Source organism: Amycolatopsis sp. EV170708-02-1 (assembly GCF_022479115.1).
Taxonomy (GTDB): Bacteria; Actinomycetota; Actinomycetes; order Mycobacteriales; family Pseudonocardiaceae; genus Amycolatopsis.
In genome coordinates, this window is the sequence record NZ_CP092497.1 from 7,742,382 (window position 1) to 7,757,016 (window position 14,635).

Sequence of the window (14,635 nt, forward strand, 5' to 3'; positions counted from 1 at the left end):
CCGGCTACGAGGTCTTCGAGCCGCCGAGCCACAGCAGACCGTCGATGACGAAGCGGTTCTGCACCTCACTGGCGAAGGTCGACGAAAGCGGCTGGTTCGTCTCGTAGTTCATCTTGTTGTGGCCGAAGTTGGCGTAGAGCATCTTGTACTTGGCGTTGGTCCAGAGGATCGGGTAGTACCCGCTGTACCAGGACTGGTTCGGGTCGGTCCCGAGTGGGAAGCTCACCGGGTCCACCGACGCGAGGATCCGGATGTCCGGGTTCTTGCGCAGGTCGCTGTTCCAGGCGTACCACTCGCTCACCGACGAGGTGAACGTCGCGGGCAGCCGCGTGGTCGAGGGATGCGGCCGGTTCTCCACCTTCAGCGTCGCCGTCGTCGGGCCCCAGGTGTTGGACTTGAACGCACCCGTGCCGAGGAACCTGTTGTGGTACCAGTCCCAACTGGACGGATTGGTATTGAAGGCGGCCACGTGGAAGCCGAAGAACGCGCCGCCGGCGTTCATGTAGCGCTCGAAGCCCGAACGCTGTGCCGAGGTCTGCGGCAGGTCGTCCAGGAACAGCACGACCTGGTACTGCGAGGGCTGCAGCGAGGTCAGCCGGTTCCAGTCGTTGGTAGCGGTGTAGCCGAAGTTGTTCTGTGAAGCGGTTTTCGGGAACCACTGGTTGGCTTCCTTGACGAAGCTGATGTGCGCCGGGTCGTAGGTGCCGTTGTAGAACGCGAGCACCTTGAACGCGGGCGCCGCCTGTGCCGTCACCGGCGCCAACGCCAGTGCGAGACACGAAACGAACAGCAGAGCGAGCCGGACCGCGAATTTCCTCATACCTCACCACCCATGCCGAGAGTGCGTAAGTTCATAGCTTGAATTAACACATGACGCAGCATCGGTGGTCTAGACCTGCGAGAAATCCGGTTCCCGGTGACCGGAATCGGCCCGGATCGATAACCTGGAGATTATGGAACTGCGGGATATCGAGATCTTCCTGGCGCTGGCCGACGAACTGCATTTCGGCCGCACCGCGGACCGCCTGCACGTCTCGCAGGCGAGGGTGAGCCAGACGATCAAGCAGGTGGAGCGCCGGATCGGCGTCCCACTGTTCGCCCGCACCAGCCGCCGGGTCCGGCTCACGCCGATCGGCGAGCGGCTGCGGGACGACCTCGGCCCCGCCTACCGCGCGCTGCACGAAGGCATCGACCGCGCGATCGCGGCCGGCCGCGGGATCGGCGGCGTGCTGCGGCTGGGCTTCGAAGCGCCCGGCGTCGCCGACCTGACCGAAGACCTGCTGGACCGTTTCCGGCAGCGCTACCCGGACACCGAACTGCTCATCCGCGAGGCCGAATTCGCCGACCCGTTCGCGATGCTGCGATCGGGTGAGATCGACGTCCTGGTGACGCTCCTTCCGGCCGACGAACCCGATCTCACGACCGGACCGGTCGTGTACACCGAACCGATGGTGCTCGCGGTGTCGTCGAAACACCCTTTCGCGCGAAGGAAGTCAGTCACCCTCGACGACCTCGCCCGCGACACCGTCCTTCGCGCGGCGCATCCGCCGGAGCCGTACTGGATCGAAGAACCGCGGCAGTGGCTGACGCCGGCCGGGCATCCCGTGAGCCGGGGCACCCCTTTCGCGACCTTTCAGGAGCTGCTCGCCGCGATCGCCACCGGCGCCGGCATCTGCCCGCTCGCCGCGCACGCGCGGGAGTACTTCAGCCACCCGCGAATCCGCTTCGTGCCCTTCGCCGGCTCACCCGACGTCGAGTGGGGCCTCGTCTGGCCGCACTCCGCCGAGACAGCCCGCGTACAGGCCTTCGCCGCCGTCGCCTCCGCTTCGCGCCCCTGACCTGCGGAAAGAGAGCAAGGGACCTTTGCTACCACGTCCCCGGCGAACAGGGGCGTAGTGGTGCTGACTGACTGTGTGGATTTTGGTGCGTTGGATGACCAGAAATCCACACGGTCACCACGGCGCGGAGAGCAAGGGACCTTTGCTACCACCCGGCGCCCGAACCGACCCCGAACAGCATGAAGGCCCCTTCCCTCGACTGAGCCGAGGGAAGGGGGCCTTCACGGGAAAACTAGCTGACGACCTTCTGCACCCAGTCCTGCTCCAGCTTCACGACCTGCCCGTTCGAGGTGACGGTCGGCGTGCCGAAACCGGGGCCGTTGCCGAAGTCCTGCTGCAGCGACGGGTCCGTCGAGATCTTCTTGTACGCGTCCTGGATCTCCTGCTCGTACGCGCCGCTGTTGACCTTGAGCGCGAAGGCCGGGTCGGTGATGCCGACGTCCTGGCCGAGCTTGATCAGCTGCGCCTTGTCGAACCCGCGCCCGCCTTCCTCCGGCTGGTCCTTGAACAGCGCGTCGTGGAAGGCGAGGAACTTGCCCGCGTCGGCCGCGGCGAGGGAGGCGTTCGCGGAGTCCAGCGAGTAGCCCGGCGGGTCGGAGCGCTGGTTGAGCATCGGCAGCATGTGGTACCGGACCTGCAGGGTCCCGTTGTTCACCTGCTCCTCGATCTGGCCCTTGAACGACTCTTCGAACTGCTTGCAGACCGGGCAGAGGAAGTCGGCGTAGATGTCGATGGTCTTCTTCGCCTCGGGCTTGCCGACGACCACGGCGGCCCCTTCGCGCTTCTCGACGACACCGGGCGCCGAAGCGGTCTGCTGCGCCCCGATCACCTTGCCCTCGGTGCTGTCCTTGCTGGACGTCGTCCAGACGACACCACCGATCACCAGCGCGGCGAGGACGACCACCGCGACGGTGATCGCGACGACCTTCTTCTTGTCGCCGCCGGCGACGCCCCTGGCCTGTGCCACCGAACGCGCCGCCGTCTGCTGCTGCTTGCGTTTCCGAGCGTTGCGCTCAGCTCCACCCACGATTATTCGTTCCCTTCAGCGATACCCACATAGTCGTCGTCGGCGGGGGCCCCGGAGTTCCCGAGCCAGCCGTCCACCGACAGCCAGGTCCGCGGCCGCACGATCAGCCACACACCCAAGAGCGCGAATCCGAGATCCCTGGCGATCTCCTGCGGATACTGCGTCTGATCCGCGGCGATCTGACCGCCACCGCCGAAGCAGCCGCAGTCGATGCTCAGCCCGCGCGCCCAGGATTGGGCGATGGCGGCGATGAGCACCGCGAGCAGCAGCACCGACAGCACCGACACCCACCGGGTGACGAACCCGGCGAGCAGGAACAGGCCGAGCGCCAGTTCGACGAGCGGCATCCCGATCGCGACCGGGCGGACGAGCCCGTCCGGCAGGACATCGAAGGCCTGGACCGCGATGTAGGTCTGCCCCGGATCGCTGATCTTCAGCGCTCCGGAAATCAACCAGACGGCGGCCAGTCCGAGCCGGGCGAGTGTGCCCACGGCGTCGAGTACGACTTGGGGCGGTCTACGCACGGGCCTAGGCTAACCGCCGACCCTGAGAACAACGTGAGGCGGCGGACGGAGGCACCCGATGAGGGGACGCGCCCTGCTGGTGGCCTGCTTGATGCTGGTCACAGCGGCGGCCTGCGGCGAAGACGCCGGTCCGTCGGATTCCGTCGTCGCGCGCGCCGTCGCGTCCAACAAGCTCACCATCGGCATCCGCTTCGACCAGCCGGGACTTTCCCGGAGGACGATGGACGGCCGGTACGTCGGCTTCGACGTCGACGTGGCGAAGTACGTCGCGAGCGAACTGGGGGTCGACGAGGATCACATCACCTGGCACGACAGCAGGCCGTCGTCCCGCGAGACGGACATCACCTCGGGCATCACGGATCTGATGGTGGCGACCTACTCCATCACCGAAAAGCGCAAACAGGTCGTCGGCTTCGCCGGGCCGTACTTCGACACCGGCCAGGATCTCCTCGTCCGGCTCCGGTCGACCGACATCACCGGTCCCGAGAACCTCAACGGCCGCAAGCTGTGCGCCGTGGGCGGCACCACCTCCGCCGAGCAGGTGCGCGACAAGTTCGCCCAGGCCGTGCAGCTCGTCGAGTACCCGCGCTATCAGGACTGCGTCACCGCCCTGCTCGCCGGGCAGGTGGACGCGGTGACCACCGACGACGTCATCCTCGCCGGATACGTGGCGCAGAACCCGGAGCTGCTGAGGGTCGTCGGCAAACCGTTCTCGAAGGAGAAGTACGGCATCGGCCTGCGCAAGGAAGACACCGAGGGCCGGGCGGCGGTGGCCAAGGCGATCCAGAAGATGATCTCGTCCGGGGAGTGGCTCGAATCGCTGAACCGCAACATCGGCCCGTCCGGCTACCGGATCCCGCCTCCTCCTCAGGTCACCGAGAAGTGACCCTTCCCGATCTGCCGGTTCGCGCCGTCCTGCCCGAACTCGAAGCCGCGCTGGACGCCCATGGCACCGCGGTCCTCGTCGCGCCCCCGGGAACCGGCAAGACCACCCTGGTGCCGCTCGCGCTGGACAACGGCGAAGGCCGGGTGATCGTCGCCGAACCGAGGCGGCTCGCCGCCCGGGCCGCGGCGGCGAGGATGGCCTCCCTGCTCGGCGAACGGGTCGGCGAGACGGTCGGCTATTCGGTCCGCGGAGATCGGAAGGTGTCCTCTTCGACGCGGATCGAAGTGGTCACGTCGGGTTTGCTGGTCCGGCGGGTGCAGGCCGATCCCGAACTCGCCGGGGTGTCGACCGTCCTGCTCGACGAATGCCACGAACGCCATCTCGACGCGGATCTCTTGCTCGCGCTCCTGCTGGACGTACGCGGCGGCCTGCGGGAAGACCTGCGCCTGCTCGCGACGTCCGCCACGGTGGCTTCCGGACGGCTGGCGGCCCTGCTCGGCGACGCGCCGGTGATCACCGCGCACGCGAGGACCTATCCGGTCGACGTCTCGTACTCCCCGCCCGCGCGCGGCGAACGGACAGAGGCGACCGTCGCCAGGGTGATCCGCAAAGCACTGTCCGAAGGGGACGGTGATGTGCTCGCCTTCCTGCCCGGCGCCGGTGAGATCGCCAGGGTGAGCGGGCTTCTCAACGGCCTCGACGCCGACGTGCTGCCCTTGCACGGACGGCTTTCGGCGGCGAGCCAGGACGACGCGCTGCGCCCGCGCGACCGTCGCAGGGTGGTGCTCTCGACCTCGGTGGCCGAGTCGAGCCTGACCGTGCCGGGCGTGCGCGCGGTGGTGGACTGCGGGCTTTCGCGTGTTCCCCGCGTCGATCACCGGCGCGGCCTCCCCGGGCTGGCGACAGTCCGCGTTTCGGCCGCGGTCGCCGAACAGCGCGCCGGCCGCGCCGGACGTGAGGCGCCGGGGCGCGCGTACCGGTGCTGGGCCGCGCACGAGCAGGGGTCGCTGCCCGCCTATCCCGAACCCGAGATCCGGACGGCGGAACTGGCGCGGTTCGCCCTCGAACTCGCCTGCTGGTCCACTCCGGACGGTTCCGGCCTCGCCTGGTGGGACCCGCCCGGCGAAGGCGCGCTGGCCGCCGGACGCGCGTTGCTGACCACACTCGGAGCGACCGATGAGGACGGCACGGTCACCGAACGCGGGCGGAAGATGGCCACGCTGGGTCTGCATCCGCGGCTGGCGAGGGCGTTGCTGGACGGCGCGGCGCGGACCAACGCGCGTTCGGCCGCCGAAGTCGTCGCGCTGCTGGACAGCGGCGGCACGCTGACCGACCTCGAAGCCGAGCTGCGCCGAGTACGCGGTGACGAGCGCTGGAAGCGCGACGTTCGGCGGCTTTCCCAGCTCGTGCCTGACGGCGGCAACGCGTCCGATCCTGCGTTGGTGGTGGCACTCGCGCATCCCGAGCGGCTCGCGCGGCGGCGTGCCACGGGGACGCCGGTGTATCTGATGGCCGGCGGCACGGCGGCCGAACTCCCGCGAGGCAGCGGGCTGGCCGACGTCGAATGGCTGGCCGTGGCCGAAGCCACCCGCGATCCCGGCCGCGCACAGGGCATCATCCGGCTGGCGGCGCCCGCCGACGAGGAACTCGCCGTGCGCGCGGCCCCGAATCTGATGTCCTCAGTGGACGAAGTGCATTGGTCTTCGGGCGACGTCGTCGCGCGATCGGTGCGGCGGCTCGGGGCGATCGTGCTTTCGGAGAAGCCGTTGCGTTCGCCCGCGCCGGACGCGATCCGCGCCGCGCTGCTGGACGGTTTGCGCTCCGAAGGGCTCAGCCTGCTGCGCTGGCCGGAGGAGGGAAAGCGACTGCGCGAACGACTGTCCTTCCTGCACCGGGTGCTGGGCCCACCTTGGCCCGCGGTCTCCGACCCGGAACTCCTGTCCACTTTGGACAGCTGGCTCGATCTCGGCTCGGCACGCCGCCGATCGGATCTGGCATCGCTGGACGCAGGCGCCGCGCTGCGCGGATTGCTGCCCTGGCCCGAAGCGTCCCGTTTGGACGAGCTGGCGCCGGATCGGCTGGAGGTGCCGTCGGGCTCCCGGATCCGGGTCGACTATTCGGGCGAACAGCCGGTGCTGGCCGTGAAACTGCAGGAGACCTTCGGCTGGCTCGCGACGCCGGAGCTGGCGGGCATCCCCGTGGTGCTGCACCTGCTCTCCCCCGCCGGACGGCCCGCCGCCGTCACCGCCGACCTGGAATCGTTCTGGCGCAACGGTTACGCCGCCGTACGCGCCGACCTTCGCGGACGCTACCCGAAACACCCGTGGCCGGAGGACCCACTGACCGCCGCGCCCACCCGGCGCACTTCACGGCGCGCGTCCTCGTGAGTGGCAAGGACGGTTAGAACCGTCCTTGCCACTCACGAGGTCAGTCCATCAGCTGATGCTGGGGCCGGGTCGGCAGCTGTGCCGCCAGTTCCTCGTCGTCCTCGCGCTCGTTCAGCCCCAGCTGCACGGCGCTGCGGATCTGCTCGCGGTTCTCCCGCACCACATGCGCGAAGAATTCGTCGATCCGCGGATCGGTCAGCACTTCGAGGATCACGCGCATCGCGGTGTCGATCACCGAACGCACCACTTCGTCGTGGAACGGCAGCTTCGAAAGCCGTCCGGCCTGCGGATCGTTCTTGAGTTTCTCGGCGATGATCCCCCGCAGCAGCGTCTGGTTCTCGCCGAGTGAGCGCGCGAGGTTCTGCGGATAGTTCCCGGTTTCCAGCACCTTCACGACCTCGTCGAGCACCGCGATCGTGATCGGCTTCTTGATCGCGAGCACGATCGGCCGCGAAAGGCGTTCGACCAGCCGCTGAGTGAACCGCTCCCCGAACGCGCGGTCCGCCGTACGCGCAAGCCGGACCAGGACCACGATGATCCGCAACAGCCGGAAGCCGCGCAGTGCCGGATGCGCGATGGGGATCATGCCGAGGATTTCGTACCAGTTGCGCAACGGGAATCGCTTCTCCCAGCCGTTGCGCCGCCACCGCCAGAGGAATTCCAGCGCGAAGATCCCGCACACCGTCGTGTCGATGACGAAGACGCGGTGCGCCGTCTCCTCCGAATGCGGGAAGAACGTCACGTAGGCGAGCAGCCCGACGGAGAACACGGCGAGGACGAGCATCACCAGGTCGAGCGGATTCACGCGCCGTTGTTCGCGGGTGGTCATGGCGCCGATTGTGCCTTTCCGCGGCGACTCGTGCCGAGCGGCACCTGCCGAAAGTAAGGGGTGGCCGATGACTTCGGGGCAATGTCCGCGGGTGTCCCCGCATCGGAGGATTCAGGGACACGAAGGAGGACGCGGATGATCACGCTTCGAGGACTCACGAAGCGCTATGGCGAGAAGACGGTGGTCGACGGGCTGACCTTCGCCGTCGAGCCGGGCAAGGTGACCGGCTTCCTCGGTCCCAACGGCGCGGGCAAGTCGACGACCATGCGGATGACGCTCGGCCTCGACGCGCCGAGCACCGGCGAGGTCCGCATCGACGGCAAGCGGTACGAGGACCTGCGATTCCCGCTGCGCGAAGTCGGCGCGCTGCTGGAAGCCAAAGCGCTGCATCCCGGGCGGAGCGCGGGCAAGCACCTGCTGGCGATGGCGCGCAGCAACGGGATCCCGGCGAGCCGGGTGGACGAGGTGCTCGCGACGGTGGGCCTCACCGACGTCGCGGGCAAACGCGCCGGGACGTTCTCCCTCGGCATGGGGCAGCGGCTCGGCATCGCCGGCGCCCTGCTGGGCGACCCGGGGGTGCTGATGTTCGACGAGCCGGTGAACGGCCTCGACCCCGACGGCGTCCGCTGGGTGCGGCACCTGATGCGTTCGCTCGCGGAGGAGGGCCGCACGGTGTTCGTGTCCAGCCACCTGATGAGCGAGATGCAGCTGACCGCGGACCGGCTGGTCGTCATCGGCAAGGGAAAGCTCCTCGCCGACGCGCCGGTCGACGAGTTCATCGCGGGCAACTCGCGGACGTCGGTCGTGGTGCGGGTGCCCGCTCCCGCCGATCTGAGTGTCCTCGACCAGCGCCTTCGCGCACTCGGCGCGGCCACGGAAACCGATCAGGGCGAACTGCTCGTGCACGACCTGCCCATTCATCTCGTCGGCGACGCGGTGCACGAACTGGGAATTCGCGTGCACGGGCTGACCGAGCGGACCGCCTCGCTCGAACAGGCGTACATGGAACTGACCGCGTCGTCGGTCGAATACGGAACGGGAGTCGCGGCATGAAGTCACTCATGGTCCTGGTGGCGGTGATCGCCGGCCTGCTGGGGGTGCCGGCGGCCGCGTCGGCGGCACCGGCACCGGCACCGGCGCTGTCGCTGCCCGCGCCGGAGGGCCCGTTCCCGATCGGGCTGCGCACGCTGCATCTCACCGATCAGCGGAGAGCCGATCCTTGGGTGCCCGAAAAGCGCCGCGAGCTGATGGTCAACGTCTGGTACCCGGCCGTGCCGATCGGGCGCGCGCCGCGGTACATGACCGAGGCCGAGTCGGCGGCCGCGGTCGCCGGGCGGAAGCTCGACCTGCCGCCGGACGCCCTGAGCAAGGTGCGGGTCCACTCGCGGGAGAACGCGCCTTCCCTGCCGGGGCGGCGTCCGCTGGTGGTGCTTTCGCCGGGCGCGGGCAACAACCGCGTCACGCTGACCTCGGTGGCCGAACACCTTGCCGCACAAGGCTTCGTGGTCGCCGGAGTGGACCACGCCTACGAAGCCTGGGCGACGGAGTTCCCCGACGGGCTGCGCCAGTGTGTCGCTTGTGGACTTCCTGGCGAGCCGTGGCCCGCCGCGATCGCGAACCGCGCCGTGGACACGACTTTCGTCGTCGACATGCTGCTGAAGGACCGGCGCTGGTCGATCGACGCGACGAAGATCGGGATGGCCGGGCACTCCGCCGGAGGTTCGGCGACCGCCGCCGCGATGGTCGCCGACCGGCGGATCAAGGCGGGCGTGAACGTCGACGGGCCGTTCTTCGGCAGCGTCTCGCTCGACCGGCCGTTCCTGCTGCTGACCAGCCCGACCGGCGAGAAGTACTACCGGACCTCCTGGGACGAGACCTGGCCGCGGCTCACCGGACCGAAAAAGCAGGACCTGGTCGAGAACAGCGGCCATTCGTCGGTGACCGACGCGGCGATCCTGATCGACCAGCTGGGGCTGCGGCCGCAGCTCCCGCCGGCCGAGGTCGAGAACCAGTACGGGTCGATCGACTCGCGGAAGGCGCTGAAGTTCTTCCGGGACGAGCTGACCGGTTTCTTCAAGCAGTGGAGCACGCGATGAACACGATCTCTTCGGAATGGACCAAGTTCTGGTCGGTCCGGTCGACCTGGTGGTGCCTGATCGGCGGCGTCTTCCTGATGCTCACCTACTCGGCGGCTCTCGGTTTCGCGCTGCAGGACGGCAGCGAGCGCCCGATGGCGCCGCACTCCGTGGTGACCGGGGCGGCGTTCTATCTCACGCAGTTCGCCGTGGTCGCGCTGGCGACACTGTTCATCACGAGCGAATACGCCAGCGGCAGCATCCGCTCGACCCTGCAGTGGGTCCCGGTGCGGAACCGGGGCCTCGCGGCGAAGTCGGCCGTCCTGCTGCCGGTGCTGTTCGGCTACGGCGTGCTGAACACGCTCGCCGGTGTGGCGGTCTCGGCGCCGCTGATCCCCGCGCCCGGCTCCTCGGTGGGCGAGGTCCTCGCGACCGCGGCGGGGATGGGCGGCTACTTCGCGCTGCTGGGCCTGCTCTGCCTCGGGCTGGGGACGGCGCTGCGCTCGACGGCGGGGACGATCGTGACGGTGTTCGTGTTGCTGGTGATGATCCCGATGTTCGCCGGTTCACTCGGCTGGGAAGACCTCGTGAACTACTTCCCCGGCTTCGCGGGCGTCAACGCGATGGTCGCTCCTGGGCAGCCGAACCCGATCTTCGGCGGCGTCGCGCCCTACGCGCCTTGGGTCGGCGTCGCGCTCTGCGCGGCTTGGGCGGCGGCTGGGCTGGCCACCGGTTCCACGGTTCTGCGGCGGCGGGACGCCTGACGGGGAGCAAGGGACCTTTTCTACCACCCGGGCGCCCGCGCATGTCGCGAAAGCCACTTTCAGGACATCTGATGTCCCGAAAGTGGCTTTCGCGACATCTTCCGTTCCAGACCGACGAGCCGATGTCTCAAGGTCGCCGCAGCCCTCCCGGCCAAGTGGTAGCAAAGGTCCCTTGCTCTCTTTCCGCAGGTGACCGTGTGGTTTTCGGGTCACCCAACGCACCAAGATCCACACGGTCACCACGCGGGGTAGGGGGTGTGTGGATATAGGGACACTCAACGTCCCTATATCCACACACCCCCGGCAGCGGAACGTGGCAGCAAAGGTCCCTTGCTACCCCGCCACCCCGAGCCCCGCCAACACCTCCCGCGCCCCCCGCGTCAGCTCCTCCAGCCCAGGCGGCCGCAGCGAACCGGTCCCGGCGAGCGCGTCGAAGACCGTCCCCTCCAGCCACGCGACGAGCACCCGCGCGTGCCGCTCCGGCTCCGCCGAGCCGCACGCCGTGAGCACCTCCGCGCACCGCCGCCGGATCACCAGCCCGCCCCGGTCGTAGGCCTCCCGCAGCTCCGGCCGCCGCGTCGCCTCCAGCGCGAACTCGTACCGCGCGAGCATCCGCGTCCGCCCGTTCGTGATCGCCGCGTGAGCAAACCCCGCGACGTACTCGGCCAGCCGCCCTGGCGGCGGGTCGAGGGTGACGTCGTCGAGCTCGACCATCCGCGAGATCGCCAGTTCCAGCAGCGCCGCCCGCGTCCGCGCGTAATACGAGGTCGAACCCGCTGGCAGCCCGGCGAACCGGTCGACCGCGCGATGCGTCAGCCCCCGCATCCCTTCGGCCGCGATCACCTCGATGGCCGCGTCCCCGATCGTCGCCTTTCGCACTCTACAAGTGTAGTAGTACTCTACAGATGTAGAGGAGGTCGACATGCGCGAAGCGATCGTGATCGGCGGGGGAATCGGCGGACTGAGCGCCGCCATCGGGCTGCACGGCATCGGCTGGGAGGTCACCGTCCTCGAACAGGCGCCGGAGCTCACCGCCGTCGGCGCGGGCATCTCCCTGTGGCCGAACGCCCTGCGCTCACTCGAGGCGCTGGGCGTCCACCCCGAAACCCTCAGGGAGCAATCCTCCGGCGGTCTCCACGACCGCCACGGCCGCCGCATCACCCGATGGGATGCCGAGGCGTTCCGCCGTCATCACGGCCGCCCGCTCGCCGCCATCCACCGCGCGGATCTCATCGGCGCGCTCCGCGACGCTCTTCCCGAGGGTTGCGTCCGCACCGGCGTCGAGGTCACCTGCCTCGAAGACCTCGACGCCGACGTCATCGTCGCCGCGGACGGAATCCACAGCATGGCCCGCAAGCAGCTGTGGCCGCGACACCCCGAACCGGTCTACAGCGGCAGCACGGCCTTCCGCGCGGTGACTACCCTCCCGCACCCGACGGAGCTCAGCACCAGCTGGGACGACGGCGCCGAGATCGGCGTCATCCCGTTGCACGACGACAGCGTCTACTGGTGGGCGAGCTACGTCGCCGAAGCGGGCATCCGTCACGAAGACCCGAAGTCGTATCTGCGAGACCGTTTCGGCGGCTGGCACGACCCCATTCCCGAACTCATCGAAGCGACCGCGCCCGAGACCCTGCTCCACCACGATCTCCACCTGCTCGGCACGCCTCTGCCCTCATACGTGAAGGGCCGCGTCGCGCTGCTCGGCGACGCGGCCCACGCGATGCCGCCGTTCCTCGGCCAGGGCGGCTGCCAAGCGATCGAAGACGCGGTCGTCCTCGCCGCCGCGCTCAGCACCATCGAAGACGTCGACGCGGCACTGAAGAGTTACGACGAGCAGCGCCGTTCGCGCAGCCAGGGCGTCGTGAAAGCCTCGGTCCAGGCGGGAAAAGCCGGGCCGCAGCTGCGCAATCCGCTCGCCGTGGCCATGCGCAACGGCGTGTTCCGGCTGCTCCCCGGCGCGCTCACCGCCCGCATCGGCGCCGGCGTCAGCGGCTGGACTCCTCCCGTCCCCCGCCGACCAGCCCCGCCTCGTACGCGGTGATCGCGGCCTGCACCCGGTTCCGCGCGCCGAGCCGGTTGAGGATGGTGCTCACGTAGGCCTTCACCGTGCCCTCGACGACGAACAGTTTCGCGGCGATGTCCGCATTGGACAGTCCGGAACCCAGCAGTGCCAGCACTTCCTGCTCACGCGGGGTCAGTTTCCCGATCAGCGCCTTCGCCTCTTCGGCGCGGGACACCTGGTTTCCGGAGAAGCGGGCGATGACCCGCTGCGCGACCTTCGGCGAAAGGAAAGCCGCCCCGCCCGCGACCGCGTGGATGCCGCCGAGCAGTTCGCGGGGATCGCCGGATTTCAGCAGGAAACCGCTCGCGCCCAGGCCGAGCGCGCGTTCGATGTAGGCGTCCTCGCCGAACGTCGTCAGCATGATCACGCCGACGTCGGGCAGCAGCCGCCGGATCTCCTCGGCCGCCTTGAGCCCGTCCATGACCGGCATCCGGATGTCGAGGAGCACGACGTCCGGCCTGGTCGCGCGGGTCTGCTCGACGGCGGCGCGCCCGTCCTCGGCCTCCGCGACCACCTCGATCCCGGCGTCCGCGGCCAGGATCGCCGACACGCCGGCGCGGATCATCGCCTCGTCATCGGCCAGCACCACCCGGATCATCCGGGTCCCCCCTTTGCTCGTCTTCACTGATCACGTCCTTCGCCACGAGTCTCCCCTCGGCGAAGCACAGCCTGTAGGCCTCGTAGTTCAAGTTGAACACGCTGCGCTCGGTGCCGTAGTACTCGCAGGTCGCCCCCGCGGGCACCGGCGGCTCCACCGCACGCGGCCGGGCGACCCGCTGAGCGCCGGGCAGGAGCGAAGCGATCTCCGCGCGGGTCTGGCCGACCTGGATGCGGTCGTAGTCCCCACCGGGGAGTTCGGAGCCGTACCACTTGACGAGGAACACGGCCCCGCTGATCCCGACCACCACGCCGAACAGCCCGATCGGCACGACGATCGCCTGGATCAGGCTGCGCCGGACGTCCCGGCGGGCCCGTTCCAGTTCCCTGGCCGACGTCGACTGCCCGACTTCGGCGTCCATCGCCGCCTGGCTCTCGGGCGATTCCTCCGACGGCGCCGCGTCGTGCGGCAAGGCCGCGCTGACCTCGAAACCGCCGTCACGGGGGCCCGCCCGCAGAGTCCCGCCGACCAGCCGGACCCGTTCGCGCAGGCCGATCAGCCCGCGTTTGCCCGACGTCCTGCCCGGGAGCGGCCCCGCGGGCGGCGCGGCGTTGGTGACCACGACGTCCGTCCGCCCTTCGGACCGCACGACCCGGACCGTGACCGCGGCACCCGGCGCGTGTTTCACCACGTTCGTGACCGATTCCTGGACCACGCGGTACGCGGCGCGGTCGACCATCGGCGGTTCACCGTCGACCGGTTCGTCCACAGAGGACTCGATCAGCACGCCCGAAGCCCTGGTCCGGTCGAGCAGTTCGTCGATGCTCTCGTGCACCGGCTCGGTCGGCGCGTCGTCCTCGCGCAGGACGCCGATGATCTCGCGCAGCCGTTCGGTCGCCGTCGCGGCGCTCTGCCGCAGCTCGCCCGCGGCCTGCCGCTGCGGTTCGTCGAGTCCGCCGGCGACCTCCAGCGCCGCGGCGCGCACCGCGATCAGGCTCAGCTCGTGGCCCAGCGAATCGTGCATGTCGCTGGCGATCCGGGTGCGCTCGCGCAGCCGCGCGCGGTCGGCGACGAGCCGCTGACGGCTCTCCATCTCCTCGGCGCGCCGCCAGCCGTCGCGCGCCATGTCCTCGCGCTGCCGGACGTACCTGCCCAGCAGCCAGGGCGTCACCCCAGCGAAGACGAGGACGCCGAGCAACGCACCCCAGGACGCGAAGCCGTCCTTGCTCCACAGCAGCGCGACGGGGACCGCCAGCACCGAAACGACGGCGAAAAGGCGCAGCATCGGTTTCGCGACCGGCTGCCGGTAGCCGGCGAGGTAGCCCACCGCGACGAGGACGAAGCCCTCCCAAATCGGCACCCGGCCGCCGAAGCTGCCCATCACGACGAACGCGGCGACCATCGCGATGGCGAGCGAGACCAGCGGATACCGGCGCGACACCGCGATCGCGGCCGTGGTCGTGGTGAGCCCGAAGAGCAGTTCCCAGTGCCTCGTGCTGGATCCGGCGTCGATGACCACCCAGCCGCAGAGCCCGAGCCACAGCGCGACGTCCATCCACAGCCGCCGCCCGCGCCGCACGGGCTCCTCTCCGTCCATCACAGACCTGGACGCTACAAGCCGTGACGAGCGGTCCGCCATGGA

Annotated in this window: 14 protein-coding genes; 7 read left to right on the top strand and 7 right to left on the bottom strand. The window is 69.4% G+C overall.

Annotated features, from left to right (window positions below):
* Positions 1-4 precede the first annotated feature (4 nt).
* Positions 5-820, bottom strand: coding sequence for a ThuA domain-containing protein (locus MJQ72_RS34975; protein ID WP_240595352.1), 816 nt, complete (start codon positions 818-820; stop codon positions 5-7).
* 133 nt (positions 821-953) lie between these two features.
* Between MJQ72_RS34975 and MJQ72_RS34980 the strand changes: the two genes are divergently transcribed.
* Positions 954-1,838: a LysR family transcriptional regulator gene (locus MJQ72_RS34980; RefSeq protein WP_240595353.1), complete on the top strand. Its 885-nt coding sequence runs from the start codon at positions 954-956 to the stop codon at positions 1,836-1,838.
* A gap of 232 nt (positions 1,839-2,070) precedes the next feature.
* Here the strand turns inward: MJQ72_RS34980 and MJQ72_RS34985 are convergent, their stop codons facing one another.
* Positions 2,071-2,865, bottom strand: coding sequence for a thioredoxin domain-containing protein (locus MJQ72_RS34985; protein WP_240595354.1), 795 nt, complete (start codon positions 2,863-2,865; stop codon positions 2,071-2,073).
* Positions 2,866-2,867: 2 nt separating this feature from the next.
* Complete coding sequence (locus tag MJQ72_RS34990; protein WP_016331672.1) at positions 2,868-3,356, bottom strand: MauE/DoxX family redox-associated membrane protein; 489 nt, start codon at positions 3,354-3,356, stop codon at positions 2,868-2,870.
* A gap of 91 nt (positions 3,357-3,447) precedes the next feature.
* On the opposite strand from MJQ72_RS34990, the gene MJQ72_RS34995 reads away from it, so the two are divergent.
* The gene (locus MJQ72_RS34995) at positions 3,448-4,275 is read left to right on the top strand and encodes a glutamate ABC transporter substrate-binding protein (protein ID WP_240595355.1); all 828 of its coding nucleotides are present in this window, start codon (positions 3,448-3,450) and stop codon (positions 4,273-4,275) included.
* Positions 4,272-6,662, top strand: a complete 2,391-nt coding sequence (gene hrpB, locus MJQ72_RS35000; protein WP_240595356.1) for an ATP-dependent helicase HrpB — start codon at positions 4,272-4,274, stop codon at positions 6,660-6,662. Before MJQ72_RS34995 ends, hrpB begins: the two co-directional genes overlap by 4 nt.
* 40 nt (positions 6,663-6,702) lie before the next feature.
* Here hrpB and MJQ72_RS35005 read toward each other — a convergent pair whose 3' ends face one another.
* Positions 6,703-7,491 carry an ion transporter gene (locus tag MJQ72_RS35005; RefSeq protein WP_016331669.1) on the bottom strand — a complete coding sequence of 263 codons (789 nt, stop codon included), beginning with the start codon at positions 7,489-7,491 and terminating at the stop codon, positions 6,703-6,705.
* Between the two features lie 135 nt (positions 7,492-7,626).
* Here MJQ72_RS35005 and MJQ72_RS35010 point away from each other — a divergent pair, with 135 nt between their 5' ends.
* The 3 genes from MJQ72_RS35010 to MJQ72_RS35020 are packed head-to-tail and all read left to right on the top strand — an operon-like array spanning position 7,627 to position 10,330.
* The gene (locus MJQ72_RS35010) at positions 7,627-8,544 is read left to right on the top strand and encodes an ABC transporter ATP-binding protein (RefSeq protein ID WP_240595357.1); all 918 of its coding nucleotides are present in this window, start codon (positions 7,627-7,629) and stop codon (positions 8,542-8,544) included.
* Positions 8,541-9,587, top strand: coding sequence for an acetylhydrolase (locus MJQ72_RS35015; RefSeq protein ID WP_240595358.1), 1,047 nt, complete (start codon positions 8,541-8,543; stop codon positions 9,585-9,587). The genes MJQ72_RS35010 and MJQ72_RS35015 overlap by 4 nt, the downstream gene beginning before the upstream one ends.
* On the top strand, positions 9,584-10,330 hold the full coding sequence (locus MJQ72_RS35020) for an ABC transporter permease (RefSeq protein WP_240595359.1): 747 nt from the start codon (positions 9,584-9,586) through the stop codon (positions 10,328-10,330). Before MJQ72_RS35015 ends, MJQ72_RS35020 begins: the two co-directional genes overlap by 4 nt.
* A 333-nt stretch (positions 10,331-10,663) precedes the next feature.
* On the opposite strand, the gene MJQ72_RS35025 is transcribed toward MJQ72_RS35020, so the two are convergent.
* Entirely contained in the window at positions 10,664-11,209 is a 546-nt protein-coding gene (locus MJQ72_RS35025; RefSeq protein ID WP_240595360.1) for a TetR/AcrR family transcriptional regulator, read from the bottom strand.
* Positions 11,210-11,252: 43 nt separating this feature from the next.
* Here MJQ72_RS35025 and MJQ72_RS35030 point away from each other — a divergent pair, with 43 nt between their 5' ends.
* Entirely contained in the window at positions 11,253-12,374 is a 1,122-nt protein-coding gene (locus MJQ72_RS35030) for an FAD-dependent monooxygenase (protein WP_240595361.1), read from the top strand.
* Here MJQ72_RS35030 and MJQ72_RS35035 read toward each other — a convergent pair.
* Both MJQ72_RS35035 and MJQ72_RS35040 read right to left on the bottom strand, forming a co-directional pair.
* Complete coding sequence (locus tag MJQ72_RS35035) at positions 12,319-12,993, bottom strand: response regulator transcription factor (RefSeq protein ID WP_016331664.1); 675 nt, start codon at positions 12,991-12,993, stop codon at positions 12,319-12,321. The genes MJQ72_RS35030 and MJQ72_RS35035 overlap by 56 nt on opposite strands.
* Positions 12,968-14,590 carry a histidine kinase gene (locus MJQ72_RS35040; RefSeq protein WP_240601492.1) on the bottom strand — a complete coding sequence of 541 codons (1,623 nt, stop codon included), beginning with the start codon at positions 14,588-14,590 and terminating at the stop codon, positions 12,968-12,970. Before MJQ72_RS35040 ends, MJQ72_RS35035 begins: the two co-directional genes overlap by 26 nt.
* Between the last annotated feature and the right edge of the window lie 45 nt (positions 14,591-14,635).